The following is a 24740-nucleotide window of genomic DNA, read 5'->3' on the forward strand; positions in this document are numbered from 1 at the left end:
GCGGAATACTATAATCCTTGAAGCCAATTTTCACAAAGTTTTGGCCAGATTGATACCGTAGGTTCATCCTCACCTAATCCTAAACCATGGGGACCTTGGGAGAATATATGTAAATCAAATGGTAGATTTAGCTCATTTAGCGCTTGAGCAAAAAGTAAGTTTTGACGCTGAAAATTCCAGTGATCGGTCGCTGTAATCCATAGAAAAGTCGGTGGTGTCTTCGCTGTAACATATTTATGATTTGAAGTAAAGTCTATAAATTCCTCCACTGTAATATCTTTTGTTAATAGAGAATCTGGCGGCAATTTTTCCTTAGAAAATGGGGATGTCTCAGCATAACATAAAATGATCGCATTAAGTTTAGAACTCGTTTGATCAATCGGATCGTTAAAATCTGGTTCTCCCAAAAGCATCGACATAATTTGCGCATTTCGGCTATCCGGTTCTGTAATTCCATTATCAAAACGAGTTCCTACAAAAGCGGTGAGATAACCGCCCGCTGAAAATCCTATCATGCCGATCCGTTCCGGATCAATATTAAATTCTAGGGCATGATACCGAATATACCTAACAGCTCGTACTGCATCTTTGGTTGACGTAAATGGAGTAAAAGGAGCAACCCGATAATTTAAAACAAAAGCATTTATTTCTATTTGATTTAGCCATTTTGCAATTGGTTTTCCTTCATTAGACGCTCTAATTTGAAATGATCCGCCCGGGCAAACAATAATTGCAGGGCGGGGTTTCTCCCCTTTTAATAAATAAGGGGTTAGGGTAGGTAACCCTTCGTTATTCAAGTCCCCAATAGTAGAAATTAAGTCGGCATCAGGAACATTTTTTTCCCAAAGCTTTATATCTTTTAATCCCATGATATTATCCCCCCATTTTATTCTGCGACTCGGATGACCCCGGCTTTTCGCAATATATCATATAACGTTCTACATTGCCGATGTGACTTAAAGCTGCATAAGGTTTCATGCAGTTCAAGCAAGGTATGGTATTTATTTCCATATTATTCTCCAATCTCCACAACTTTATCTCTAATTGATGTTAATTAATTTATTTTCTATTCCAACGTTTTAAGTAACCTATTTTACCACAGGTATCACTTCCCATATTTTTGATAAGAAAATTATACCACCTGGTAGAAGCAATCAGATACCTCAAAAATCATTGAGAAATAAGAATGTGCTATTAAAAGAGAATGTGCCATTTCGAATTTTCTACACAGTACAAATATAAAAGCATCTTTGATTACTTCAAAGTTCCCCGCTGTTAGATATTTCCTCGGCTGTTTTAATTCCTCTACTGCATTGGGTACGTCAACTTCTGCTTTTTTCTCTATTTTTCCAACAGATATATTCCCATCGTCCTCGCCAAACTCCACAGTTACGTTAATAAGTGTGCACAGAGGTCATACACATATTTTCATAAGATAATGAAAACTAAAAAAACAGACTCCCAGAACATTCTGTAAAAATTCTGGGAGTCAATACTTCTTCAATTAATTTATTGTAGCTACCTTTTATTTTACTATATAGAGGCTATAGCGTACATTATCGTTTGTTATTTCCCAATTGCCTGCACGAATGCTTTCCTGCTATACATGAACAAGGATAGTTCACCGCTTGCCGTTTCAAACTCTGCGAAATCCCCACCATTCCATTGAGTATCAAAGCCCAATGTATCTCTGTAAAATCGAACCATGCTGTCCATGTTGCCAGCTAATAGGCATGCGCCTACTCTTACATCTTTTCCGTTCAATGTCATCCATCTCCTCGATAATCACATAATTAATTGTTTAGGATAATTAATTTTACTTTCTATCCCTAAAGCTAATTCACAAATTCAGATTTATCTCTCAGATACAAAACAAAAGTACTTATTTAACGGAATTCAACCCCTTTGCCAAAACGTTCATTCTCCTTAACCCACCACAGTACCCGGAATCATATTTTACTCTGATCCACTATAAAAACACACCTTATATCTTTAAAAATCTTAGTTTTTTTCATATCAGATCTGTATCAATTTCGTAGACTAAGACAATTTTTTTATTTTATACAGTTTACTTATTTTTCTGAAAGATCTCGAAACACAATTTACATGTCTTGAAATTATAAAAGAAAGATGCCATTTGAGGCTAATACTATCTTTATTACACAAAAATTTTCTTGAATTTTTTAGTGTTCAGATTAATCAATTATCAATAACTTATATATAATTAATAATAAGGATTCATTATCTTTTATTGTATAATTTCAAGCAGAACTGCTATTGTATTGCCTATATCTGCCTTGATAAAATATTTTTTACTGCTTTCTGCACTAAGATTCTTATAAAACAGGTATTTTAACATTCCTTCTTAAAATTCCAGATGGCTTATTGCTACCAGCATCAAATATATTGATATCACCAAACACCAAAAAACTGTCTTTTGCCCGTGATACTGCCACATTCAACATATTAGGCCCATTATCAAAGAAAAAGTTTCTTCCATTTTGGCTTGAGTCATATACCGATGAAAAAATAATTACATTCCTCTCTGCGCCTTGAAGGGAATGAACTGTTCCAACAGTTATGTCCTTTATTTCTAATTGCTTAAGCTCTGATCTTATAAGTCTCCCCTGATATGAAAATGGTGTGACTACACCAATAATAGTTTTAATATCTTGCTTTCTTTTTTTCTTATCCTTTTCTGAATAAAATTGTTCAAGTTTATCTCTATTATCCCTTATCCACATCGCAATTGCCTCAGCTTCTTTCTTGTTTCCCCAGCTGCCTCCAAATTGTGCTGCCTTGCCTTTAATGTCCCTATATCCCATATGTGGCAAAGGCATACCGGACTCATTTTCCCTTTGGGGCTCAAGTCTGCCCTTATATGCAAGCTCATTACAATATGCAATAATATCGCTAAAACACCTTCTATGCTCAGACAGAAACATCCCTCTCTCAGCCGTATACTTTTGATATTTACTTGCTCTCTGGGCAATTTTCATCACACTTCCACAAGAGGCGGCCATACCACTTTTTAAAAATGTATCTATTTCGCTATCGCTGTCAGAGCTGATAATCTGATGTCTTTTCAGGTTACCGATATCTATGCGTTCGTTGATACTCCAGACCGGTTCAATTTGGAGAGCATCTCCCACAACAATAGATTTTTTTGCCAGTGAAAATACAGCCCCAGCAATTTCAGCAGGTACCTGTCCAGCTTCATCGATGATAAGCAGATCTATAAAGTCATACAATGGTTGTTCATTTCCCCTCCATGCTGTGAAAAACTTTGGTATCATATAAAACGTTGAAACAATGCATGGTGTCAGCTTAGCATATCTATACCATTTCCTTTTCAAATTTTCCTTGTTTACAGTTTCTTTGTAATCGTTGTTGATTTGTTCCATCATCTGGATCAGCCACCTGCATTCCCAGTAGTGCGTTGCAATTTTAAAAGCCTTATATCTTAAATTCATATCAATATATCTCAACAAACTATATAAGTCTTCAATTTCCTTTTTTATACCGTTATCTATATTGTTCTCTTTCTTCTCCCACTCCATTTCATTTTTATTTATCCAGGACCAAAAGCTATTCTTCAGATTTTTCAGCTCACTATTATCACTCTCTACATTTTTCAAGTGATCCTCGTAATCCTTTTTCTGAACAAACAATTTATTCTTTTTGTCATCTATAAAGTTTAGTATATCAACCTGGCTTGAAAAATCAGCCACTATCTTAAAATCGGTTGAATTATGGTAACGCCTGTTTCTTAACATAATTCTATTCTTTACAGGAGGTAAAAATGAAAGCAAAGACAATAGCCAGTGCTGCGTATCAAAGTGCTGAAGCCATCCATTCTCGATTACCTTTATATCATCAATTTTACTATTAAGGTTTTTTATCTCAAGTTTTTTCTGTTCTAAGTACGTTTCTATTCCACCGTATCCAGCATAGAAGCTGGAAATCTTTTCTTTATATTCCGTATACTTTGTGAACAAGTGAATTCCTTCCTCAATTTTTAACACAGTATCCTTCAAATCGTCATGTAAAAATTTCAAACAGACAGAGAGATTTGATAGTTCTTTTTGAGCATATTTAGAGCAATTTGATATAAAATACTCTAGATTATCTTTAACATACTTTGAATCTTCAACTTTTTCAGGAAATGGCCCTCTATTTTTCGCTGAACAATCCGCTACCTGAAATTTAGTCTTGGTTTTCTTGATGTTTTCCTGAGAAGGGCAATACAAACCATAGCTATTGATACCATTCAGCCATCTGCCTGCTAAAAGTGAAGCTTCAGGTTCATCAATTTTACCGAAGCTGTCAATGATATTAGTAACCGCTTGATTATTTGCTGAAGCAGCGACAATAACAGGAGGTTCTGTTTCTTGCAATGCTGCGTCTACCCACAACGATGCAACCACACTTTGTAAAAGAGTAGTTTTTCCTGTTCCAGGAGGACCATTTACAGCCAGCATCTGTCCAGCCCCTATTGTAAGAGTGTGATGCATTGATTGTCGTTGGGAAACCGATAGCGAAAAATTATAATTCATCTGACCTAAGTGTTTTTTACAGATTTCCATTTCACCAGCGTAATCCAACAATGGAAACAGTTGCTCGTCAACAATATTTGCATATCGTTTCAGTAATAAAGGAACCTGATTGTCTCTAATAATATTGTCATACAAACTTATTATATTTTTAGTTGCTCCCTGCACTGGTGATTCCACAACTATGTATGCATGGGAATCAATTTCGTAATTCTCAATCGTATACTCATCAAAAGGAGACTTTATCACATGTTCAAACATACTTTTGCTATATTCCCAAACGGCACTCCAGCCATTCTCCTGCTTAAACAACTGTTTGTGTATTGTCAGATATTCATCAACATCTGCGACACACCCCACTGTAATTGTTTTACCAAAGCTTGGTTCAAGCAGATCCCTTGGTATCCAAGGAAAACTGTCTGTTTTAGGTAGAAGTCTTCCACTTTTTGATATAACTGCCGGAATCCAGAGCGGTGTAATTATCTGTTCAAAAGTATCGTTTTCGGAACCATGCTCCACCTTTGCCATGGCTTTTATAGGACAAATTAGTACATTGACAAAATCCTTCGTAGCATCTTCACCATTGCAGTCTTCCTTTTTAATCCTGAAGGCCTCACTAAATAATTTATCCGTTATGCAAGCATCAATGAATCCAGCCTGGACATCATTTTGGGGAATTGTAAAAGCAGCCTCCAGCTTTTTTGCATCTATATTCATCCTTGCGGCATCTGCAAGGCTATTCCTCCAGTACTTAATTAAATTGTATTCATTGCTCATTAGTTCAAAACTCCTGTCTATATGTAATTACAAACTTTACAATTAATAAATAGCTATTAATCCGTTTATTCTTAAATGTCTGCGTATCATCAATACTCTTCTTCCTTTTATCTTTAATCAATTATGAATCTGATAAATCCTCCCTCAAAACTCGGTTCATATACAACGCTTCTCATTTCCACTATATTTTTTATATTTTTAATAGATTCTATAATTTCTCTAGGAATTTCAATTTATAATCTCTTAAAAAATAAACTCCCAGAATTATTTATAATATAATTCCGGGAGTCATATTCTTATTGATGTGCGATATATTCACTTGATTTTACCATTTTATCTTTCAATAAGTTCATTGTTTTACTTTTATTATTCTAATTCTCTATAATCAACCCGAAAAAATCAGACATATGTTAGTAAATTTTTATTATCTACCAAGTTATTACAATTTTACCATATTATAGGAAAAAGGGCTATTATATATATCTAGTTTTTGTTCGACATATTTCGACACAAACTTCACAATGCTCCGTCGCCGGAAACAAATCAACCCCCCAGCCCATTTTCGCCTCATACCCTTTCTTTCTAAAATACTCCAAATCTCTTGCCAGCGTCTCCGGCCCGCAAGACACATAAACAACCCTTTCCGGTTTCATTTTCGCCAGAGAATCAATAAATTCCTCCGTGCTCCCACTCCTAGGCGGATCCATAAACACAACATCAACATGCTCTCCGTCTTCCGCCATACTCACCATAAATTTCCCTGCATCATTACAGAAGAACTTGACATTCTTAATACCGTTGATCTTGGCATTTTCCACTGCATCCCTTACAGCATCCCGGTTTAGCTCAACCCCAATAACTTCCTTTGCATACTTGCTGGCAACAATACCTATGGTACCAATCCCGCAATAAGCATCAACTACCCGCTCTTTGCCAGTAAGTCCTGCGGCCTCAATGGCCTTATTATAGAGAATCTCCGTCTGCACCGGATTTACCTGATAAAAAGATTTAGAAGAAATATGGAAACGGCAGCCACACAGAATGTCCTCGATGTATCCTTTCCCATACAGCACATGTTCTTTATCTCCCAGCACCATGCTTGTTTCCCTGCCGTTAACATTCTGTATAATTGTAGTAATCTCCGGATGCTTCTCTCTCAGCGCTTTCACAAAATTATTCTTAGAAGGAAAAATCGGTGAGGCGGTTACCAGAACAACCATGATATCTCCTGTGGCAAATCCCCTTCGTATCAGTACGTGGCGCAATAATCCATACCCGGTATCCTCATCATAGGTACGTATCTTAAAGGATTTCAACATACCTCTAATAGTCCCGATAATCTCATCCGCCTTCTGGTCCTCGATCATACAGTTCTCTACCGGAACAACTCTATGGGAGTTCACCTCATATACGCCTGAGACTGGATTGCCTTTTTTGTCATGGTCAAATACTGCATGAACCTTATTGCGATAATGATAAGGATTCTCCATACCAATAATCGGTGTAACGTGGCAATATGGCTTCAACAATTTTTCAAGATATTTCTGTTTCTGTTCCAACTGTTTTTCATATGGCATGTCCAAAAGCTGACAACCTCCGCATTTACGTGATACAGAACACTTGGATAATGATTTTTTTTCTCTTCCGCTTGTCCTATTAGGCATATCTTCACTATGCCCTTTCTTACTGCCAAAACTATTGCCATTCCTACTGTTGTTCCTACTGCCGGCACTATTGCCGTTCCTGCCACTGTTCCTGCTATCAGTGCTATAGCCATTCCTACCACTGTCCCTGCTGTCTACGCTATAGCTGTTCCTACCGCTGTTCCTGCTGTCAGTGCTATTGCCATTCCTACCGCTGTTCCTGCTGTCAGTGCTATTGCCATTCCTACCGCCGTTCCTGCTGTCAGTGCTATTGCCATTCTTACCTCTGTTCCTGCTGCCGGAGCTATTGCCATTCCTACCGTTGTTTCTGCTATCGGTCTTACTGCCACTCCTGCCGCCCGCATTGTTGCCGTTCCTGCTGTCGAAGTTGTTGCTGTTCCAACCGCCGTTCCTACTATCGGCCTTTCTGCCGCTTCTGCTGTCAATGCTGTTGCTACTCCTACCACCGTTCCTACTATCGGCCTTACTGTCAATGCTGTTGTTACTCCTACCACCGGCCCCACTATCGGCCTTTCTGCCGCTTCTGCTGCCGATGCTGTTACTGCCCCTACTACCTGCTCTACTATCGGTCTTACTGTAGTTCCTGCTGTCAGTACTATTGTCGTTCCTACCGCTATTCCTATTATCGTTCTTACTACCGTTCCTGCTGCCGATGCTGTCACCATACCTACTAACGTTCCTACTATCAGCCCTACTATCGTTTTTACTGTCGCTCCTGCCACCGATGCTACTACCGCCCCTGCTACCGTTCCTACTATCAGCCCTACTATCGTTTTTACTGTCGCTCCTGCCACCGATGCCACTTCCGCCCTTACTGCCATTCCTACTATCGTTCTTACTACCGCTCCAGCCGCTTTCCTTCCCCTTTTGTCCCTCTATCTTCCTATTATCACTGCCTTTTGCCATTCTATCACTTCTGAATTTCTCTTTCTTCAACCGGTTATCTATCATTTATGCAATCTACCCTTCCTCTTTTTAAACTCACCTATCTTTAACTCTTCCTATTATTAAACTCTTTCAAATCTTTAATCCATTTCTATTTTAATCCTTTTACACAATAAAATCCCGGCCTCCTCCAAAAACATTTCCAATCCTACCTTTCCGCCGGGCCTTTAGCTTCCATTTTTATTCACACCTATTATAATACATCTCCACCGCCAAAACCACTAAATACTTTCACTCATTCAAGAAATACTTGAATTATTTTCCCTCTCATATATAATAAATCATAAAAAGACAAAAGGATGTGCAACTCATGGTTCATACAAACGAAGCCTTTTACCTGGATGAAACCCTTTATAACGGGCGTCCCAATGATCAAACCGGGCGTCTTCCCAAGGAAATCCGCACCTATGACCTACTGGAAAAATTAAATATATCCTATCAACGGGTAGATCACTCCCCACTTCCCACCATAGAAGCCTGCCGGGAGGTTGATGCACTGTTAGAAATGGAAATCTGCAAAAATTTATTTCTCCGCAATGCTCAGAAAACTGATTTCTATCTCCTGCTGCTGCCCGGCGGAAAGAAATTCCGTACTGCTGCCCTTTCTAAGCAAATCGGCTCCGCCAGACTCTCTTTTGCAGAACCGGAATTCATGGAAGAATTCCTGGACATCACCCCCGGCTCTGTTTCGGTCATTGGTCTTATGAACGATAAAAAACGCCGTGTCAGGCTGCTGATCGACAAGGATGTGCTATCTCAAGAATTCTTTGGCTGCCATCCCTGCATCAATACTTCCAGCCTAAAGTTTAAAACTGCGGATCTTCTGGACAAGTTTCTCCCGGCAATCCAATGTGAATACACTCTGGTAGATTTACCCACCGAGCAGGAATAACAAATCAAAAATAAAATGGGACAGGATTAACATCTCCTGCCCCATTTTACCTTTCCATTCTATATAATCCACCACCATAATCCCTAAACCATCAACTATCAACCATTAACCATCAATCATCATAAAAAAAAGCAATCCGGTTTTTTCCAGCCTGTTTTGCTTGATACATGGCCTGGTCTGCTTTGGAAAACAGCTTTTGATAATCCTCTCCGCGCTTTCCGGTGCTGGGAGCAATTCCAATGCTGACAGAAATGGACCACTTTTCTTCCGGTATGATCTTTTCTACTCGATCCAACAGATTGTCCGCCCTTTCCTGGACGTCATCTTTTGTTGTAAAAACTACAAACTCATCTCCGCCTGCCCTGCCCACCAGATCCGGATCCGGATAAATATCACAGAGCATTCCGCCTACCTGCATCAAGATCCGGTCGCCGGCCAGATGGCCGAAGCAGTCATTGATTTCTTTGAAATTATCTATATCGATCATGCAGAGCCAGCCCGATCCACCGGACTTTAATTTCTCTTCTACCCGGTATTTAAAGGCCATTTTATTGTATAAACCGGTGAGTCCATCCTTTAAGGACTGTAGTAACAGCTGCTCTTCCCTCGCCTTCAGTCCGGTAATATCCTGAAGCTTTCCAATAAGCTTGACCGGGCTTTCTGTCTGATCCTCCCATTGGGCAGTCAGCTTGCAACTGCACCAGTGATATGGTTCCCCCGATTTCCCCAGACAAAATTCAAACGAACGGATTTCACCAACCTGGGGGGCATTGCTTCTATGCTTAATAAGAATACGTTCAAAATTTAACAAATCTATCTGTCCTTTTGCGTTTGGTGACAGATATAACCTCTCATCTACATAAGAATACTCAAATAAAACCGTATCTTTAAATAAGTTTATGTTTCTGTACAATTGCTCCGTCTCATCATAACGGAAGAACTCATGCTCGTTCACCGAATTCCACCTTTCGAACCGCCTTCCTGAATTACCTGCCATGATCCTTCCCCCTGTACCTGCCGGAATCCTTCATCCTGCTTCTTTTCCATTCGTATATGGTATATGATAACGCTTTTCATCCGTATATGCAACCTGTTTTTCTGCCATTATTACGCATACAATACGTAGCATCTGCACAGAATATCCTTTATGATTAACCTAGAGGTGATAATGTTGGATGAACAGTTTGTCAGGAATCGAATCACGGAGCTTCGCTTGAAAAAAAATATCTCAGAATATCAAATGAGCCTGGATTTGGGAAAAAATAAGAGCTATATCCAGGGGATTTCTTCAGGACGTTCCATGCCATCTATGAAACAATTTTTTGAAATCTGCGATTATCTTGAAATTACTCCCATAGAATTTTTTAAAACGGAAAGAAAAGAACAGCCTCTTTTAAGGGAAGCCGCTGCGTTGATGAGAAACTTAAGCAAAGAAGATCTGGAAGCGGTTTTTCCCATATTATTGCGGCTTAAAGCAAACGCGGACAATCAAAAACAGGCAGAACCGTAATCTACGGTTCTGCCTAATTATTTTGTTTAAATAGTTCTTGTATTCTCTTTCAGCCACAGTGCTTCCTCTCCTGTAACATACGGGGAAAGAGCTTCATAAACGGCTTTGTGATAATTATTTAACAGCTTCACATCATGTTCGGTCATAATGGATTGATCAATGGCTTCCAGATCAATGGGAACCATGGTCAGGAATTCAAATTCCATAAATTGTCCATACTCATTCTCTTCTGCCTTCTTACTAACAATCAGATTCTCTGTACGGACGCCGTGGCTGCCCTCAATATATACTCCAGGCTCGTCGGAAGTAATCATGCCTTCCTCCAGAACACTATTATCCTGACGCTCCGGTACCATGCGCCACCGGATCCCATTGGGGCGCTCATGGACATTAAGCAGGTATCCTACTCCATGACCGGTCCCATGGTCATAATTAATGCCACGGCTCCAGAACGGCTCCCTTGCTACATAGTCCAGGGTCAGTCCCCGGCAACCGTAAAGGAATTTCACAGCTCCCAGGCGCAGCATGCTGATGACAGTAAGAGTAAAATGCTCTCTCTCTTTCTCTGTCAGCGGCCCTACCGCAATGGTCCTGGTCACATCAGTCGTTCCTTCATAATACTGTCCGCCTGAATCCACCAGATAAAGTCCCCTGGGTTCTATCTTTACATCACTTTCCGCTGTAGCCTTATAATGGCACATCGCTGCATTGGCTCCATAGGCGGAAATCGTATCAAAGCTCAGTCCCAGATTCCCTTCCTGTTCGGAACGCAGATGATCCAGATGCTCCTGGGCGCTTACCTCTGTGATCGTTTCTTTTCCCACATTCTGCTTCAGCCAGTAGATGAATTTTACCATGGCTACGCCATCCTTGATATGAGCTTTTCTCATATTTTCCACTTCCACCGGATTCTTCATGGCTTTTGAAAGGGCGGTGGGGTTCATTTTATCAATGATGCTGTTGGAGCTGTCAAGATTTTTTACTATGGCATAATTGGTCTTACCTGTTTCTACAAGAACCTTCTGATCTCTTAACTGGGAAACTACTGTATAAATGTCATTGTAAGGGCAAATTGTTACGGAAAGATCCTTAAAGTAAGCTTTCACTTCAGCCTTTAACACCTTTTCGTTGATGAAAAGATAAAAACGGTCCAGGGTTATCATTGCATAGGAAAGAACTACCGGATTGCATTCCACATCATTTCCCCGGATATTTAAAAGCCATGCAATGTCATCCAGAGTTGTCAGGATATGAATGGTTGCCTTTTCCTTCTTCATCTGGCTTCTCAATTCTTCTATTTTCAGTGCAGAAGTTTTTCCGCTATACTTTTCCTCAAGGATCCATACCGGTTCCGCAGACTGTTTAGGGCGTTCTTTCCACAAAACATCCACCAGGTCTTCCTGATAGGCCAGGGTCACATGTTTTTCCGCCAGTAGCTTTTCTAAATCCTGCCCCAGCTGGCAGTTTACCACCCGTCCGTCAAATCCCAGACAGCCGCCTTCCGGAAGTACCTGATCCAGATATTCCCCAATCTCAGGAACTCCAGGCTGTCCCATTCTCTCCAGGGTGATTCCGGTCCCCTCAAGCTGCTTGCCTGCCTGTACAAAATAACGGCCATCGGTCCATAAACCTGCTTCATCCTTCGTAATTACAGCCGTACCAGCTGAACCGCTGAATCCGGTTATAAATTCTCTGCATTTAAAATATTCTCCCACATACTCGGATTCATGAAAATCCGAGGTTGGAATCATGTAAGCATCCATATGATGCTCAGCCATCAGTTTTCTTAACTGTTCCAGTCTTTCCTGAATCATCGCTTTATCTCTCCTTTGGTTTCATAATAATTTTCTATAGCAGACCCAATTCCTTCACTGTAGGTAGGATGGGCGCGCATGGCAAGCATAAGCTGTTCTGCTGTCAGGCCGTTCGCAATAGCCGTCGCCATCTCACTGATCATATCGGTTGCCCTGGGGCATACGATCTGGGCTCCCACGAGAGTACCGGAATATTCTTCAAATACCAGATGGATAAACCCATTCTGCTCTCTGGCTATAATGGATTTTCCGTTTCCGCTCATGGAGTAGCGTCCGCATCTCACCTTCATGCTGCAGGCGATAGCCGCCTCCCTGGTAAGCCCTACGGAGGCGATTTCCGGTTCTGTGTAAATGCAGCTCGGTACCACAGGAAGCTTGACAAACATACCGTTTGGTACCACAGAAAGCCGGGTGGTATGTTCAACTCCTGCAATCTTTTCTATTACATAGGTCCCCTGGGCGGCCGCCACATGGGCAAGCTTGATATCAGCTGCCACATCGCCGATGGCATAAATCCCTGGCTCACTGGTTCTGAATTCTGTATCTACTTTCAGACGGTCATTTTCCATCTCAAGATTCACATCCGGTCCCATCAGTCCATCCAGATAAGGAGCCCGACCCGCTGCCATGAGGACCTGTCCGGAACGGATGGTTTGTTCCTCTCCATTTACTTCAAAGATGCAAGTCAGCCCCTGATTGGATTCCTCCCGGATTTCCTTAACATCTGCCCTGCAATGGATCGCGATTCCTTTTCTTTTAAGTTCCTCTTCCAGGGCCTGGGAGACTTCAGAATCCATAGGCCCTAGTAAATGAGCTTTGTTCTCCAATATAGTCACATGGGAACAGAGGGCACTGAAAATAGTAGCAAATTCCACTCCGATCACCCCGCCTCCAATGATCGTGAGACGGTCGTAATTCCATGTATCAGAAGCTAACAGGCGGTCACTGGTCAGAACCCCGGAAAGGTCCGCTCCAGGAATCTTTAACATCACCGGTTTTGCCCCGGTGGCAATGATGATGTGATCCGCTTCATAATAATCCTTGCCTTCCAGGCCGTTCACCTCTATGGTCCGCCCTCGGCGTATGGTTGCTGTCCCGCAGATGATAGCGATTCCTGCTGCTTTAACAAGCTCCTCCACTTCCTTGCGATATGCTTTTACAGAACGTTTTTTATAATTCTGCATCTTTTTAAAATCAAAAGAAATAAAATCTGTGGACACCCCGAATTCATCGCTGTTTTGAAGAGATTCAAATATACTGGAGGCATGAAGCAGGGCCTTTGTAGGAATGCAGCCTTTGTTAATACAGGTTCCTCCCAGTCTTTCCTTCTCCACAATGGCGGTCTTAAGTCCCAGACCGGCGGCTTTTAAAGCAGCTGTATATCCGCCTGGCCCTCCGCCGATCACAAGTATATCGTAATGTTCTGCCATTTTTAGTCCTCCTGCCGGATCATTCCAAAATGTAGGCAGGCATTTTTAATTCCCTCTTGATCAATAGGATCCGTGACGTAATCGGCTGCTTTCTTTAATTCAGTCATGGCATTGCCCATGGCAATTCCCTTGCCTGCTATTTTAATGATATCGTAGTCATTCATGCTGTCTCCAAATGCTATTGTATCCGAAAGAGGTATTTTATAATATTCACAGAGCCTCATCAGGCCCATGGCTTTTGAAGCCTTCCGTTCCACCACATCTGCTCCCCGTTTATCAGCAAACATATGTACATGGATTTCCGGAAATTCCTCCTCCATGGCTTTTGCTCCTGCCTCATCTCCAATATAGGCCATGGTCCTCACTTCAAGCTCCACAAGCTTTCCTGGATCTTCAAATCTTCTTCCGCATTCTCCCCAAAGCGTTGCATCATGCCTTTTTACCACTTCAGGATTAACATAATAGTCCCATTCCCCAACTGTAGTTCCAACGCTGTATGGAGTTTTCTCAGTATAAGCCAGAATATTTCTCAGCAGTACCTTATCAAAGGTATGTTCATAAATGACCTTATCCCCCACAGTTACCTTCGTCCCATTGAGATGAATGATCGCATCCGGTCTTACCTGATCCCGGATGGCAGTGCTGAAAATAGAATCCATGTCTCTGCCTGTTGCCAGTACGATGGTATAATTTTCTCTCAACTTTTCTATGGTTTCCAAGGCACTGGCAGGAATTGTCCAGTCTTTATGGTCCAGCAGTGTCATATCTACATCAAAGCTTACAATTGGCTTCATCTATCTTCACCTGTTTTTCTTCCTAAATAATCGTCTCCTTACCATAATATATTAAATTTGAAAATTTTTCAAGAAATATACTTTACCAATCGGAAACTTTCTGCTATAATACCATATGTGTCAAGAAAACGGAGTATGGCGTAGCTTGGTAGCGCGCTCGGCTGGGGGCCGAGAGGTCGCAGGTTCAAATCCTGTTACTCCGATTGACAATATACTTAAGAATGCCGGTTTTCCTTATTATTATAAGGTTTCCGGTATTTTTTTGTATCATGATTGCGCATAATACCTGCTCCTCTCCCTAAGGCTCTATGCCGCAATTGGTTTATAAAATCAGGAGGTGTATTTTATGAGTTATCAATATCTTGACATGGAACATTATGAGCGAAAAGATCAATTTAACCTTTTCCGCAATTTCGCTTACCCATACGTAGGTATGACTGTAAATTTGGACATTACATATTTCATGAGCGCTATTAAAGAAAAAGAACTGCCCTTCTATTTGACTTTCCTTTATGCGTCCGCTCAGGCAGCCAACTCTATCCCGGAATTCCGCCGCCGCATTCATGGAGACGGAATCATTGAATATGACCATTGTATCCCTTCCTATACTCTGGCCCTAGAAGACGAAAACTATTGTTACTGCACCGCAGACGACCGGCTGCCCTTTGACGCTTATCTTAAGGATGGAAAGCAGCGGCAGGAAATGGCCAGACAGTCCCAGTCTCTTTCGGACGGGAAAGACGAGGATCAGCTCTTCTACTTTTCCAGCATTCCATGGGTGAGCTATACGTCTATCATTCAACCGGTTCCGATTCCTGCTGACAGCAATCCCCGTATTACCTGGGGTAAGTATTTCAAATCAGAGGGAAGCTTAAAGGTACCGGTAACAATCCTGGCCAATCATGCCCTCATGGATGGATTCCATATATCAAAGTTTTTTATGGAGCTTCAAAGCAGGTGTGATCACCTGGATTGGCTGCAGTAAAATCTTTAAATTTATAGAAGAATTTCGCTTGCCTTTTTTCAGGTTTTCAGTTACAATGCTCCTATGGAGACATAGCTCAGCTGGGAGAGCATTTGCTTGACGTGTAAAGGGTCGCAGGTTCGAGCCCTGTTGTCTCCATTATTTATTACCCTGGTAGATGCAAGATTTCATTGTATATACTGGGGTCTTATTTTTTTAATGTTGATCATAAATGCTCCTTCCGGCCTTCCTGGTATTAAAATAAACCATTTCAGGGACTGGTTTAAAAGGTTCATTTCTATATTAAAATTTGTTGTTAGTGATAATTATTTGCCATTTATTAAGGGAACTTATTAAAAAGTTCCCTTAATTTAAAACATACAATAAATTGGAATAATAGTTATCCTAAGATCCATTCAAAGATACACTTTTGTCGCTCTCCACTTTCGTACATCTCATTATATGGTGGTAAATTTACTATTTCTTTAAGTTTAAGACCTGCCTTCTCGCAAGTTTTTCGAGATGGAAAGTTGTCTGGATTGCATGTTATAATAAGCCTATCCATCCCATGGGCAATCGCTACATTTTTGATGATTTTACACGCCTTTGAAGCATAACTGTTTCCTCGATAACCTTCTTTAATCATATAGCCAATATGCCCCCCGTAGTATAAGTTTTCATTGTTCCCGATCCGAATGTCAATAGTACCTATGCTATCGTCTGATTTATGTAATGTAATTTTGTATTTATATGCCGGTACATAACCCTTTTCCTCATTAGATGGAGATTTTTCTTCAATCTTTAAATCAATTTCTCCATCGGTTAAATAATCAAAATCCTTGAACTCAAACATATATATTCCCCCTTAACTGGATACACAAATATATTTCATGTAATTATACATCATCTAGTTTCATAATTCAAATTATTAAAATTCCTTTCTTTGAATGAATAAGCAGTTTATAAGGGATGCGTTACTTTATGTCTGATTAGAGTAATAACATGCGAAAAGAGCTAGCCACTACCATCTATTGACCGCTTAACTTCTCCTATACCTATTTCAAATATGAATCCTAAGGCTAACATCACGATAAGACTTATAACATTGTGGTATGATTGAGTGGTGAAATTTATGACTTTGTTACATGAACCAAATCAAAAAAGAGCATTGGCAAACAAGCGGACAACTTATTTATTATATAGAATGAAAGCATAGTAAATAATAATATATAACGGAGGTTTTATTATGCACGCATGGGAATCAATCCAAAAGGTACTTGATTACATTGAAGACAATTTAGCGCAAAGCCATTCGCCTGAAGAACTTTCAAGGGTTGCCGCTCTTTCGCCGTTCTATTTTCAACGACTATTTACCCGCCTTGTGAAGCGTCCTGTAAATGAGTACATTAAAATGCGAAGACTTGCAAGAGCATGTGAAACGCTCGGTGATAAGAGCAGGCGCATACTGGATATTGCCCTTGAATATGGATTTCATAGCCATGAGCATTTTACAAAAACATTCAAAAGCGCATTTGGAATTACTCCAGAGGAATACCGCAATAATCCTGTTCGGTTGAATCAGATTATAAAGCCTGATTTATTGCTTGGCTATACAATGATTGACGAAAATGTGCCGCTGATTACAGACAGCATCGTTTTGGAAATATCGCGCAAAACAATAGTTGTTCCAGAACGATACATTGGTTTTTCTGCGCCGGTTTCGATATCACAGCAAACCCCGCTGGGAGATACAACCGGCATTGATGTGCCCGGCCTGTTGTGGGATAAATTTCATAAACAAAAAGAGGAAATAAAGGGGCTTGTGCCAAACGGAAAAGAGTTTGCCGCTTCTTCATTCGGTAATAATGAAGATGGTACTTTTACCTATTTTGTGGGGGCTTCTGCAATTCCTGGCACAACTGCATATAATGATTTAGTGACTTGGGAACTTCCGGCCGCCGAATATATCGTGTGTTCTTTTGAAGCGGAGAGTTTTGAAGAATTGATAACTTCAGCATTAGATAAAAGCATGAATTATTTGTTTCGCATTTGGCTTCCAAAGCACAATTTATCAACGCAGCCATTTTCAGCAGAAAAATATATAAGTTTAAATCCCCAAATGTGTAAGATGGAATTATGGGTGATACCCGTACCAATTACAGATTAAAAAAGCAGGTGATACTATGTTGTGGAGTGAATTGTTTAGTAGCGGACATGAACCATTAGATAAAGAAATAAGGGAATTTGTCGATACTCCTTTATGGGATAATCTGGCTGATCATTTACAGCAGACATACAATGCAAAATCGAAATTGTTTTATAGCGGTTGCTCTATGGATCAAGATTTCTGGAAAGGCTGGAATGTAAAATACAAAAAAGGCGGAAAAGCATTGTGTACACTATACCCAAAACAAGGGTATTTCGTAGCCCTCGTGAATGTGGGGGCAAAAGAATCCCCCGAAGCTGACCTGCTAATTCCCCTTTGCGATGAGTACACACAAGATTTATATATTCAGACCAAATCTGGGACTAGCGGTAAATCGTTGGCGATAAACGTAACAAGTGAAAACATATTGTGTGATGTAAAGGAATTGATTGCGCTGCGAGCCGGCCGTGTTCAATAGACCGTTTCTTGCAGCTATGAAATAATTTAGTAAAAAAGGTAAGATCTAAAATGTTACACGATAGCAGCGGTAGAGGGAGTCGCTTAAAATGAATGCATTTCTATTAATAATACCTATCTTTCTCATAAGGTTCGGCTTGTTAAAAATGATAAATAAAGACGCGTTAAGCCGTGCCGCATTCTTTGCCCCATTAGAGGGCTGCGAAAAGGCTGCCTACCTCTTTTACCAGTTTTCAAACGCTTTTATTATCTTATATTCACTTTTTTTGAAAATCCAGACCAAACCGCCATTGTTTTTTACCGCCTTGTTTATCTATCTCTTAGGTATCAGTGTTCTAATAATTGCCACTGTTAACTTTGCAAAACCTGGGCAAAGCGGAATAAATACAAACGGAATATATAAAATTTCCCGTAACCCTATGTATATCGGTTATTTCATATATTTCTCAAGCTGTGTATTGTTAACACATTCTATTCTGCTGCTTATATCCCTGCTTGTTTTTCAAATATCTGCACACTGGATTATACTTTCCGAAGAACGATGGTGCATCAACAAATTTGGGAAAGAGTATGTAAACTACATGAGTAAGGTTAAACGGTATATCTAATCAAACCCTTCCGCCAGCCAACGATCAATAGTACATTGGTTAATTTTAAATAACCATTGCATAATATCCTCGTTTTTTCAAACAATAGCAAAAAGGAGGCGATCTCATGGCCATAGCTCATAAAAGTGCAATAAGCGTAGGTTTACTTTATATACCGGTGGGATTATACAAAACAACAAAAGATATATCAGTAAGTTTCAATCAACTCTGTAAAGATACCCACGAACGAGTAAGACAAAAGAAAATATGCCCTTCATGCAATAAAGAAGTAACAAGCGATGAAATTATAAAGGGTTATGAATACGAAAAGGGTAAGTATGTGACTTTCACGGAAGATGAACTGGAAAAAATAAAAACAAAGAAAGACAAGACAATACACATAGAACATTTTGCAATGTTGTCTGATGTAGATCAAATATTTTATGAAAAAAATTATTATGTTGTCCCAGAACCTGGAGCGGAAAAAGCATTCGAACTATTAAGACAGGCAATGTTAGCCCAGGAAAAAGTGGGAATTGCAAAAACCGTCCTGGGTACAACAGAAAGTCTTATCGTATTATATCCAACAAACGAAGGAATCATTGCAAAAACTCTTTATTATCAGGCCGAAATACAGGCGGTGCCCGTAGCATCAGCAAAAGTAGAGGTCAGCGATCCAGAAGTTGAAATGGCAAAGACAATGATTGACTCTATGACATCTGCTTTTGACCCAGGTTTATATCATGATGAATATCAGGAAAAACTTCGGCAAGCAATTGAATCTAAAATTGCCGGAAAAGAGATAGTAAATGTTGACAAAGAGAGTCCAAACAACATCATCGATTTGATGGAAGCGATGAAGAAGACAGTTGAAATGACAAAGAGTAACAAAGGGCTGGCATAATGGATATTTTTGAAAGCAGGAATGTAAGCCCGATGCTGATTTCGGAAATGGTAGAACCATTTGATTCCCCAAATTTTATCTACGAGATAAAATGGGACGGGATCAGGACTTTGTCTTTTTTGGACACAAATACAGATATGAGAAACAAGAGAAACAAACTCATGATTCCCATATTCCCAGAGCTGGAAAGTCTTTATAGACAGGTTAAAACGAAATGCATTATTGACCACGAGCTGCTTGTACTCAAAAATGGCATCCCTGATTTCTATGAGGTGCAAAAACGAGCGTTGATGAGTAATTCATTTAAAATAAAATTAGCCGCCGATAAATATCCGGCCAGTGTCATCGCTTATGACATCTTATACTATAAAGATAAGGATATTACTATGCTCCCCTTAATGGAGAGAAAAAAATATCTTACTGATGTTGTAATTGAAAATGATCTAATCTCCGTTTCAAGATTTATAGAAAATGATGGAATAAAATTATTTGAACTTGTTAAAGAAAAAGGTCTCGAAGGAACCGTTGCAAAAAGAAAAGACAGTCTTTATTGGCAAGGCAAGCGAACCAAAGACTGGGTAAAATGCAAAATAATGTCCACAGACGATTGTGTGATCTGCGGATACATTCCGAAAGAAAATAATATGACCAGCCTGGTTCTTGGCCAATACGATGATGATTTACTTGTATATAAGGGTCATGTTACACTCGGTGTAAGCTTAAGAATATTAAAAGAGCATAAATATAAAGTGATCGATTACTCCCCTTTCGGTTATGTACCACCAGGAAACGATGATTGTGTTTGGCTGGCCCCGGAACTCGTTTGTATCGTGGAATCAATGCCTACTGAAAAAGAAGGCTTTAGGCAGCCTGTTTTCAAAGGTATACGAGATGATAAGCCAGCCATGGAATGTAAGGTATAAAAGGTGGGCCCGGAAATCCGAAGCCCACCTATTTATTTTACTCTATCACAGCCTCCCCCCTGAATTCCGTAATATCTTTAGGGCTCTCTTTAGGCTTCACCTATATAGTTGCTATAACAATCATATACAGCTTTTCAAAGTTCATAATTCTTTGTTATCCTTGATGTCACATATTGTAAATGATATAATGGCTTTATCACAAAAACAGGAGGTAACGCATATGGAATTCACTTACGATTCAAACCAGATCGCTCTCTATCATTCCGATAACAACTTACTTGCCGAGGTTACTTTTCCAGCAGTTGACCAGAATACCGTAAATATCAATCATACCTATGTAGATGATTCTCTCAGAGGTCAGGGTGTGGCAGGACAACTTATGGAGGCCGTAGCAAAACAATTACGGTCCGAAAATAAAAAAGCCATCCTGACATGCTCCTATGCGATTAAATGGTTCGAAAAACATCCTGAGTATAATGATTTGGTTAAATAGCCCTTCTGCGGCTTTTTCACCTCTTTAAATCCCTGCTTTCCTTTTAGATATAACCAGCTTTTGCCAGGTGTACTGTCTTTGCATTCTCAAAAAATACCAGTGTACTTCATCCAAAAACTGATGTAAGATATTTAAAAATGCTAAAGAGGTACATACGATGCTTAATTCAAATAATAGGGACAAATCCTATCAAGACTGTCTGACGCTGGGACTCAGTCTGGGTCTGATCTTCGCTGCTGTTATAAACAATTTGGGAATAGGGTTAATCATGGGGATATCTTTAAGCTTATTATTTCGCAAAAGCTACTTTCAGAAACATTAAATTACATATAGCAAAATTCAATAATTTTCTCCGTTGTCTCATTTTATGGCTTATAACATCTGCAAACGATCACCAAATTCCGGCTCCGGCTGGTCACAACTTTATAGTAATATACAAAATTCTTTAATTTGCGTCATAAAACAAATTTGTTTCCGTTAGTATATATGTAACAACATGGGGCGGAAGTTCTCCTTTGCTCTGCTTCCGCCCTTCCCTTTTTACGCGTACTTTCAGCTTGTTCACATAATCGGTATAAGTACATATATTAATATTACAGAACGACTTATCAAAGCAGCAGCAGAAAGAGGCAATAACAACTCTCAGCCGCCGCCCTACCAATGACAGATAACTCATTTTGGTTATGTCTTCTTTTCTAATGCTTCTGATGAGAGTCCTGTAAAACTGCCCGATCATAAATATGAAACCTCAAAGGGGAGGAAACCATGGCATCTGGTTTCCACCCCTTTTAAGATTAATCCGACCTTCTTTTTGTATTTGGTCCCATGCCTTCCCGGCGGGAATTATGCGTCTGATTCTGATTTTCCGGCTTGCCCTTTTCTGACATGCCGTGATTCATTTCACTTTTATTTTTCTGGGAAAGCTTTTCCTGGTTATTCTTCTCCATTTCCATCACCTCACCAATAGTATGGTCTGCCGATATAAGATTTATGTAAAAACAGTGTTCTTACGCATAATACAATCCACTGCTGCGCATCATAAAAATGAGGTGATGAATATGTCATATATAGCTCCTGCAGTCCAGGCCAAATTCGAGACTCTTTCCATCGACTTAAAAAATGAAATCCTGGAGCGAAACGTACAAATTAACACCATTTACGATTTGATCCATATTTTGGAGGAAATTGTAAACGAAGGAAGTTGATTATTTTCCAAGAAAAACAGTCACAAGCCGGAATTGGCCTTATGGCTGTTTTTTTAATGCAAAATCCAAAGATTCATAGAAAAGGGGCCGGACACATAGGATCCGACCCATTAAAAAACGTAAAAATAATTATCTCCAATATCCGTAAGATGACTTGCACTGACGGCTATTGTTTGTGGTTGCACCCTTAGTCTTAGAACAAGAGCTGCTGTTCTTGCTGTTGGAACAGTTACCGCCAGAACAGGTAGCTCCCTTTGTGCAAGTGGAACCGTTGGAGCAGTTGGAACCATTGGCGCAGTTGGAACCAGTAGTACAGTCCGTACCGTTGCTGCAGCTATTACCGTTGCCGCTGTTGCAGCCAAGTTTGCTTAAGATGCTGTTAAGATCCCCAGACTGTCCAAAACAGTTTGAAAGGTTAATGCAATTGCTTGTTGACACCGAGCAGGTTGCTGCCTGAGCGGTCATTGGAACACCTGCTACAGTAAGTACGGTTGCTGCTGCTAAAACGAATACTGGTAATTTTCTCATGGTAATATCCTCCTTATTTGTTACGTAATTATTACATTTCTGTTACAAAATGTATCTTAACATACAGGAAATGGAATTTCACTAGGAGAAAATTGGCAATTATCCTCTATTTTCCAGCTGATATTCATTGATAGCCAGCTTTAGGGCTCCCATGATTCCCTGATTATCATTTAAGCTGGGAAGAACGATGTAATGCTCAATGTCCTCAAGCTCTTTTGTCTTGATATATCCGGCTAACTGGCGCTTCACTTCTTCTCTTACCAAAGGCATTATATGTTCCTGATGCATGACTCCTCCGCCCAGAATAATGCGCTGAGGAGAAAGAATCATAATATAATCCACCAGAGCCTGAGCGATGTAATATGCTTCTAATTCCCACACTTCTTTCCGGTCAGCCAGCTCTGCGCCCTTCTTTCCCCACCGGGCTTCTATGGCAGGTCCTGAGGCCAGGCCTTCCATACATGTCTTGTGATAAGGACATTTTCCCTCATAGTCGTCATCCGGATGCTTTGCCAGCAGCAAATGCCCTCCTTCCGGATGCAGCATGCCGTGAAGCAGCATTCCATTGGTGATGATTCCTGCCCCGACACCGGTTCCGATGGTGATATACATACTGTTTTCCAGGCCCTTTGTAATCCCCCAGGTAGCTTCCCCCAAAGCAGAGCCATTCACATCTGTGTCAAATCCAACCGGGACATTTAGGGCTTCTTTTAAGACTCCTACAATGTTATAGTTGGCCCAGGCAAGCTTTGGAGTGGTAGTGATATAGCCATAGGTCTCCGAATTCCTGTTTAAGTCAATTGGGCCGAAACAGCCGATTCCCAGGGCTTCTATTTCCTTATCTTTAAAATACTCAATAAGCTTCGGCACGGTGATCTCCGGTGTCTCAGTAGGTATGGAAACGCGCTCAATAATCTCACCGTTTTCGTTACCTATGGCACAAACCATCTTTGTTCCGCCTGCCTCTAATGCTCCAAGTCTCATATTCATTTGCCTCCTTTTACTCTGGATTGGAACAGATGATAGACATCTTTCCCTCAAATCTGCACTCTCCGCTTTTGGCCGGTACGATGAAATGTTGTCCTGCCTCCAAAGGAATCCCGTTTACCGATCCTTTTCCGCTTATCACGCTTACATTGGTAAAATAATTTCCGAACTCTTTTGTAAAGACTCCGTCAATATCATATTTATCTACGGAGTAAAACTTGCAGGTCACTAAATGCGTATGCACTGCGCCTGGTACTTTCTCTGTTTTCGGAACAGCCTGTTCTTCCTCAAAAGGCGCTCTTATATTAGCAATGCTCTGCTCCACATGAAGCTGCCTTGGTTTCCCATCGGATAAACGGTCATAGTCATATACTCGGTACGTGATATCACTGCTCTGCTGAGTCTCCAATACCAGAGTCCCACCCTTGATGGCATGCAGACAGCCAGGCTCGATCTGGAAAAAGTCTCCTTTTTTGATTGGAACAGTCCGGATAAATTCATTCCACCGGTGCTCCCGTATCATGGCTTCCATCTCTTCCCGGTCCCTGGCATGATGGCCGATCGCAATCTCAGTTCCCGGCTCACAATCCAGAATATACCAGCACTCCGTTTTTCCAAGGGAGCCGTTTTCATGGATTTTCGCATATAAATCATCGGGATGAACCTGGATACTTAAATCTTTTTTCGCATCAATAATCTTAACCAAAAGGGGAAACTTGTCTCCGGGATAATTCCCGAATATCTCCGGTTTCTCCTTCCACAGGCCGCTAAGCCGCCTGCCGTCATAGATACCCCCTGCAATTTTACATTCCCCGTTCTCATGGGCGCTGATCGCCCAGCATTCTCCGGTAGTATCGCTTGGTATCTCGTAGCCAAATACATCCCGAAGTCTGGTACCTCCCCAGATGGCCTCCATAAACACAGGCTCCAGAAACAAAAGTTCCATCTGTTTTCCTCCTTATGAGTGATTAATGAACACTGCCTATATTTTACCTGAATAAATGGAAAAGGAAAAGAGGTATTTCTATTTTTTCTCAAGAATGCCAGAATTAGAAACAAAGAATCTGCAAAGCTATAAGGGAATGTTCGGTTTATGAAAAAAAGTGCCGGAATGACCGTCCTCCGGATTCATTCTGACACTTTTCCT

At 40.4% G+C, this 24740-nt stretch carries 24 protein-coding genes and 2 tRNA genes; 12 read left to right on the plus strand and 14 right to left on the minus strand.

Annotated elements, in window-relative coordinates; all coding sequences use genetic code 11:
* Positions 1 to 8 precede the first annotated feature (8 nt).
* The 5 genes from BMX69_RS12175 to rlmD form a co-directional block, all read right to left on the minus strand.
* Positions 9 to 869, minus strand: a complete 861-nt coding sequence (locus BMX69_RS12175) for an alpha/beta hydrolase (RefSeq protein ID WP_100042477.1) — start codon at positions 867 to 869, stop codon at positions 9 to 11.
* 263 nt (positions 870 to 1132) lie between these two features.
* Positions 1133 to 1387, minus strand: coding sequence for a hypothetical protein (locus BMX69_RS24450; RefSeq protein ID WP_115639892.1), 255 nt, complete (start codon positions 1385 to 1387; stop codon positions 1133 to 1135).
* A gap of 179 nt (positions 1388 to 1566) precedes the next feature.
* Positions 1567 to 1764, minus strand: coding sequence for a VOC family protein (locus BMX69_RS12180; protein ID WP_242941248.1), 198 nt, complete (start codon positions 1762 to 1764; stop codon positions 1567 to 1569).
* Positions 1765 to 2336: 572 nt separating this feature from the next.
* Positions 2337 to 5330: a DEAD/DEAH box helicase gene (locus tag BMX69_RS12185; protein ID WP_100042478.1), complete on the minus strand. Its 2994-nt coding sequence runs from the start codon at positions 5328 to 5330 to the stop codon at positions 2337 to 2339.
* 473 nt (positions 5331 to 5803) lie between these two features.
* Positions 5804 to 7420 carry a 23S rRNA (uracil(1939)-C(5))-methyltransferase RlmD gene (rlmD, locus tag BMX69_RS12190; protein ID WP_408610342.1) on the minus strand — a complete coding sequence of 539 codons (1617 nt, stop codon included), beginning with the start codon at positions 7418 to 7420 and terminating at the stop codon, positions 5804 to 5806.
* An 829-nt stretch (positions 7421 to 8249) separates the two neighbouring features.
* On the opposite strand from rlmD, the gene BMX69_RS12200 reads away from it, so the two are divergent.
* Positions 8250 to 8831 (plus strand): prolyl-tRNA synthetase associated domain-containing protein, encoded by a 582-nt coding sequence (locus BMX69_RS12200; protein WP_054791641.1) that lies wholly within the window; start codon positions 8250 to 8252, stop codon positions 8829 to 8831.
* 112 nt (positions 8832 to 8943) lie between these two features.
* Here the strand turns inward: BMX69_RS12200 and BMX69_RS12205 are convergent, their stop codons facing one another.
* A complete protein-coding gene (locus tag BMX69_RS12205; RefSeq protein ID WP_100042479.1) occupies positions 8944 to 9828 on the minus strand; it encodes a GGDEF domain-containing protein in 885 nt (294 codons plus the stop codon).
* 174 nt (positions 9829 to 10002) lie between these two features.
* Between BMX69_RS12205 and BMX69_RS12210 the strand changes: the two genes are divergently transcribed.
* Entirely contained in the window at positions 10003 to 10341 is a 339-nt protein-coding gene (locus BMX69_RS12210) for a helix-turn-helix domain-containing protein (protein WP_025234006.1), read from the plus strand.
* Between the two features lie 26 nt (positions 10342 to 10367).
* Here BMX69_RS12210 and BMX69_RS12215 read toward each other — a convergent pair whose 3' ends face one another.
* Genes BMX69_RS12215 through BMX69_RS12225 form a run of 3 tightly spaced genes read right to left on the minus strand, consistent with a single transcriptional unit; the run spans position 10368 to position 14379 of the window.
* On the minus strand, positions 10368 to 12155 hold the full coding sequence (locus BMX69_RS12215; protein ID WP_100042480.1) for an aminopeptidase P family protein: 1788 nt from the start codon (positions 12153 to 12155) through the stop codon (positions 10368 to 10370).
* Positions 12152 to 13585: a dihydrolipoyl dehydrogenase gene (gene lpdA / locus BMX69_RS12220; protein ID WP_100042481.1), complete on the minus strand. Its 1434-nt coding sequence runs from the start codon at positions 13583 to 13585 to the stop codon at positions 12152 to 12154. Before lpdA ends, BMX69_RS12215 begins: the two co-directional genes overlap by 4 nt.
* A 2-nt stretch (positions 13586 to 13587) precedes the next feature.
* A complete protein-coding gene (locus tag BMX69_RS12225) occupies positions 13588 to 14379 on the minus strand; it encodes a Cof-type HAD-IIB family hydrolase (RefSeq protein WP_174715221.1) in 792 nt (263 codons plus the stop codon).
* 129 nt (positions 14380 to 14508) lie between these two features.
* Here BMX69_RS12225 and BMX69_RS12230 point away from each other — a divergent pair.
* The 3 genes from BMX69_RS12230 (at position 14509) to BMX69_RS12240 (ending at position 15502) form a co-directional block, all read left to right on the plus strand.
* Positions 14509 to 14582: transfer RNA gene (locus BMX69_RS12230), tRNA-Pro, on the plus strand.
* Positions 14583 to 14725: 143 nt separating this feature from the next.
* Positions 14726 to 15364, plus strand: a complete 639-nt coding sequence (locus BMX69_RS12235; protein ID WP_100042482.1) for a CatA-like O-acetyltransferase — start codon at positions 14726 to 14728, stop codon at positions 15362 to 15364.
* Between the two features lie 65 nt (positions 15365 to 15429).
* A tRNA-Val gene (locus BMX69_RS12240) sits at positions 15430 to 15502 on the plus strand.
* 241 nt (positions 15503 to 15743) lie between these two features.
* Here BMX69_RS12240 and BMX69_RS12245 read toward each other — a convergent pair.
* A complete protein-coding gene (locus BMX69_RS12245; RefSeq protein WP_054791644.1) occupies positions 15744 to 16196 on the minus strand; it encodes a GNAT family N-acetyltransferase in 453 nt (150 codons plus the stop codon).
* Between the two features lie 393 nt (positions 16197 to 16589).
* On the opposite strand from BMX69_RS12245, the gene BMX69_RS12250 reads away from it, so the two are divergent.
* The 6 genes from BMX69_RS12250 to BMX69_RS12275 all read left to right on the plus strand — a co-directional run bounded on the left by BMX69_RS12250 (position 16590) and on the right by BMX69_RS12275 (position 20873).
* Positions 16590 to 17510, plus strand: coding sequence for an AraC family transcriptional regulator (locus BMX69_RS12250; protein WP_100042483.1), 921 nt, complete (start codon positions 16590 to 16592; stop codon positions 17508 to 17510).
* A 16-nt stretch (positions 17511 to 17526) separates the two neighbouring features.
* Entirely contained in the window at positions 17527 to 17967 is a 441-nt protein-coding gene (locus BMX69_RS12255) for a DUF3788 domain-containing protein (RefSeq protein WP_100042484.1), read from the plus strand.
* A gap of 88 nt (positions 17968 to 18055) precedes the next feature.
* Positions 18056 to 18574: a methyltransferase family protein gene (locus tag BMX69_RS12260; RefSeq protein ID WP_100042485.1), complete on the plus strand. Its 519-nt coding sequence runs from the start codon at positions 18056 to 18058 to the stop codon at positions 18572 to 18574.
* 106 nt (positions 18575 to 18680) lie between these two features.
* Entirely contained in the window at positions 18681 to 19457 is a 777-nt protein-coding gene (gene ku, locus BMX69_RS12265; protein ID WP_100042486.1) for a non-homologous end joining protein Ku, read from the plus strand.
* The gene (locus tag BMX69_RS12270; RefSeq protein WP_100042487.1) at positions 19457 to 20380 is read left to right on the plus strand and encodes an ATP-dependent DNA ligase; all 924 of its coding nucleotides are present in this window, start codon (positions 19457 to 19459) and stop codon (positions 20378 to 20380) included. The genes ku and BMX69_RS12270 overlap by 1 nt, the downstream gene beginning before the upstream one ends.
* Positions 20381 to 20600: 220 nt before the next feature.
* The gene (locus BMX69_RS12275; RefSeq protein WP_100042488.1) at positions 20601 to 20873 is read left to right on the plus strand and encodes a GNAT family N-acetyltransferase; all 273 of its coding nucleotides are present in this window, start codon (positions 20601 to 20603) and stop codon (positions 20871 to 20873) included.
* Positions 20874 to 21667: 794 nt separating this feature from the next.
* On the opposite strand, the gene BMX69_RS24460 is transcribed toward BMX69_RS12275, so the two are convergent.
* Positions 21668 to 21820: a hypothetical protein gene (locus BMX69_RS24460; protein WP_166433193.1), complete on the minus strand. Its 153-nt coding sequence runs from the start codon at positions 21818 to 21820 to the stop codon at positions 21668 to 21670.
* A 111-nt stretch (positions 21821 to 21931) separates the two neighbouring features.
* Between BMX69_RS24460 and BMX69_RS24465 the strand changes: the two genes are divergently transcribed.
* Entirely contained in the window at positions 21932 to 22078 is a 147-nt protein-coding gene (locus BMX69_RS24465; protein ID WP_038279905.1) for a hypothetical protein, read from the plus strand.
* A gap of 129 nt (positions 22079 to 22207) precedes the next feature.
* Here the strand turns inward: BMX69_RS24465 and BMX69_RS12285 are convergent, their stop codons facing one another.
* The 3 genes from BMX69_RS12285 to BMX69_RS12295 all read right to left on the minus strand — a co-directional run bounded on the left by BMX69_RS12285 (position 22208) and on the right by BMX69_RS12295 (position 24539).
* Complete coding sequence (locus BMX69_RS12285; protein WP_054791646.1) at positions 22208 to 22606, minus strand: hypothetical protein; 399 nt, start codon at positions 22604 to 22606, stop codon at positions 22208 to 22210.
* Between the two features lie 99 nt (positions 22607 to 22705).
* Complete coding sequence (locus BMX69_RS12290; protein ID WP_054791647.1) at positions 22706 to 23590, minus strand: ROK family protein; 885 nt, start codon at positions 23588 to 23590, stop codon at positions 22706 to 22708.
* A 16-nt stretch (positions 23591 to 23606) separates the two neighbouring features.
* Entirely contained in the window at positions 23607 to 24539 is a 933-nt protein-coding gene (locus BMX69_RS12295) for a type I phosphomannose isomerase catalytic subunit (RefSeq protein ID WP_100042489.1), read from the minus strand.
* Positions 24540 to 24740 lie beyond the last annotated feature (201 nt).

Source organism: Lacrimispora sphenoides JCM 1415 (assembly GCF_900105615.1).
Lineage (GTDB): Bacteria > Bacillota > Clostridia > Lachnospirales > Lachnospiraceae > Lacrimispora > Lacrimispora sphenoides.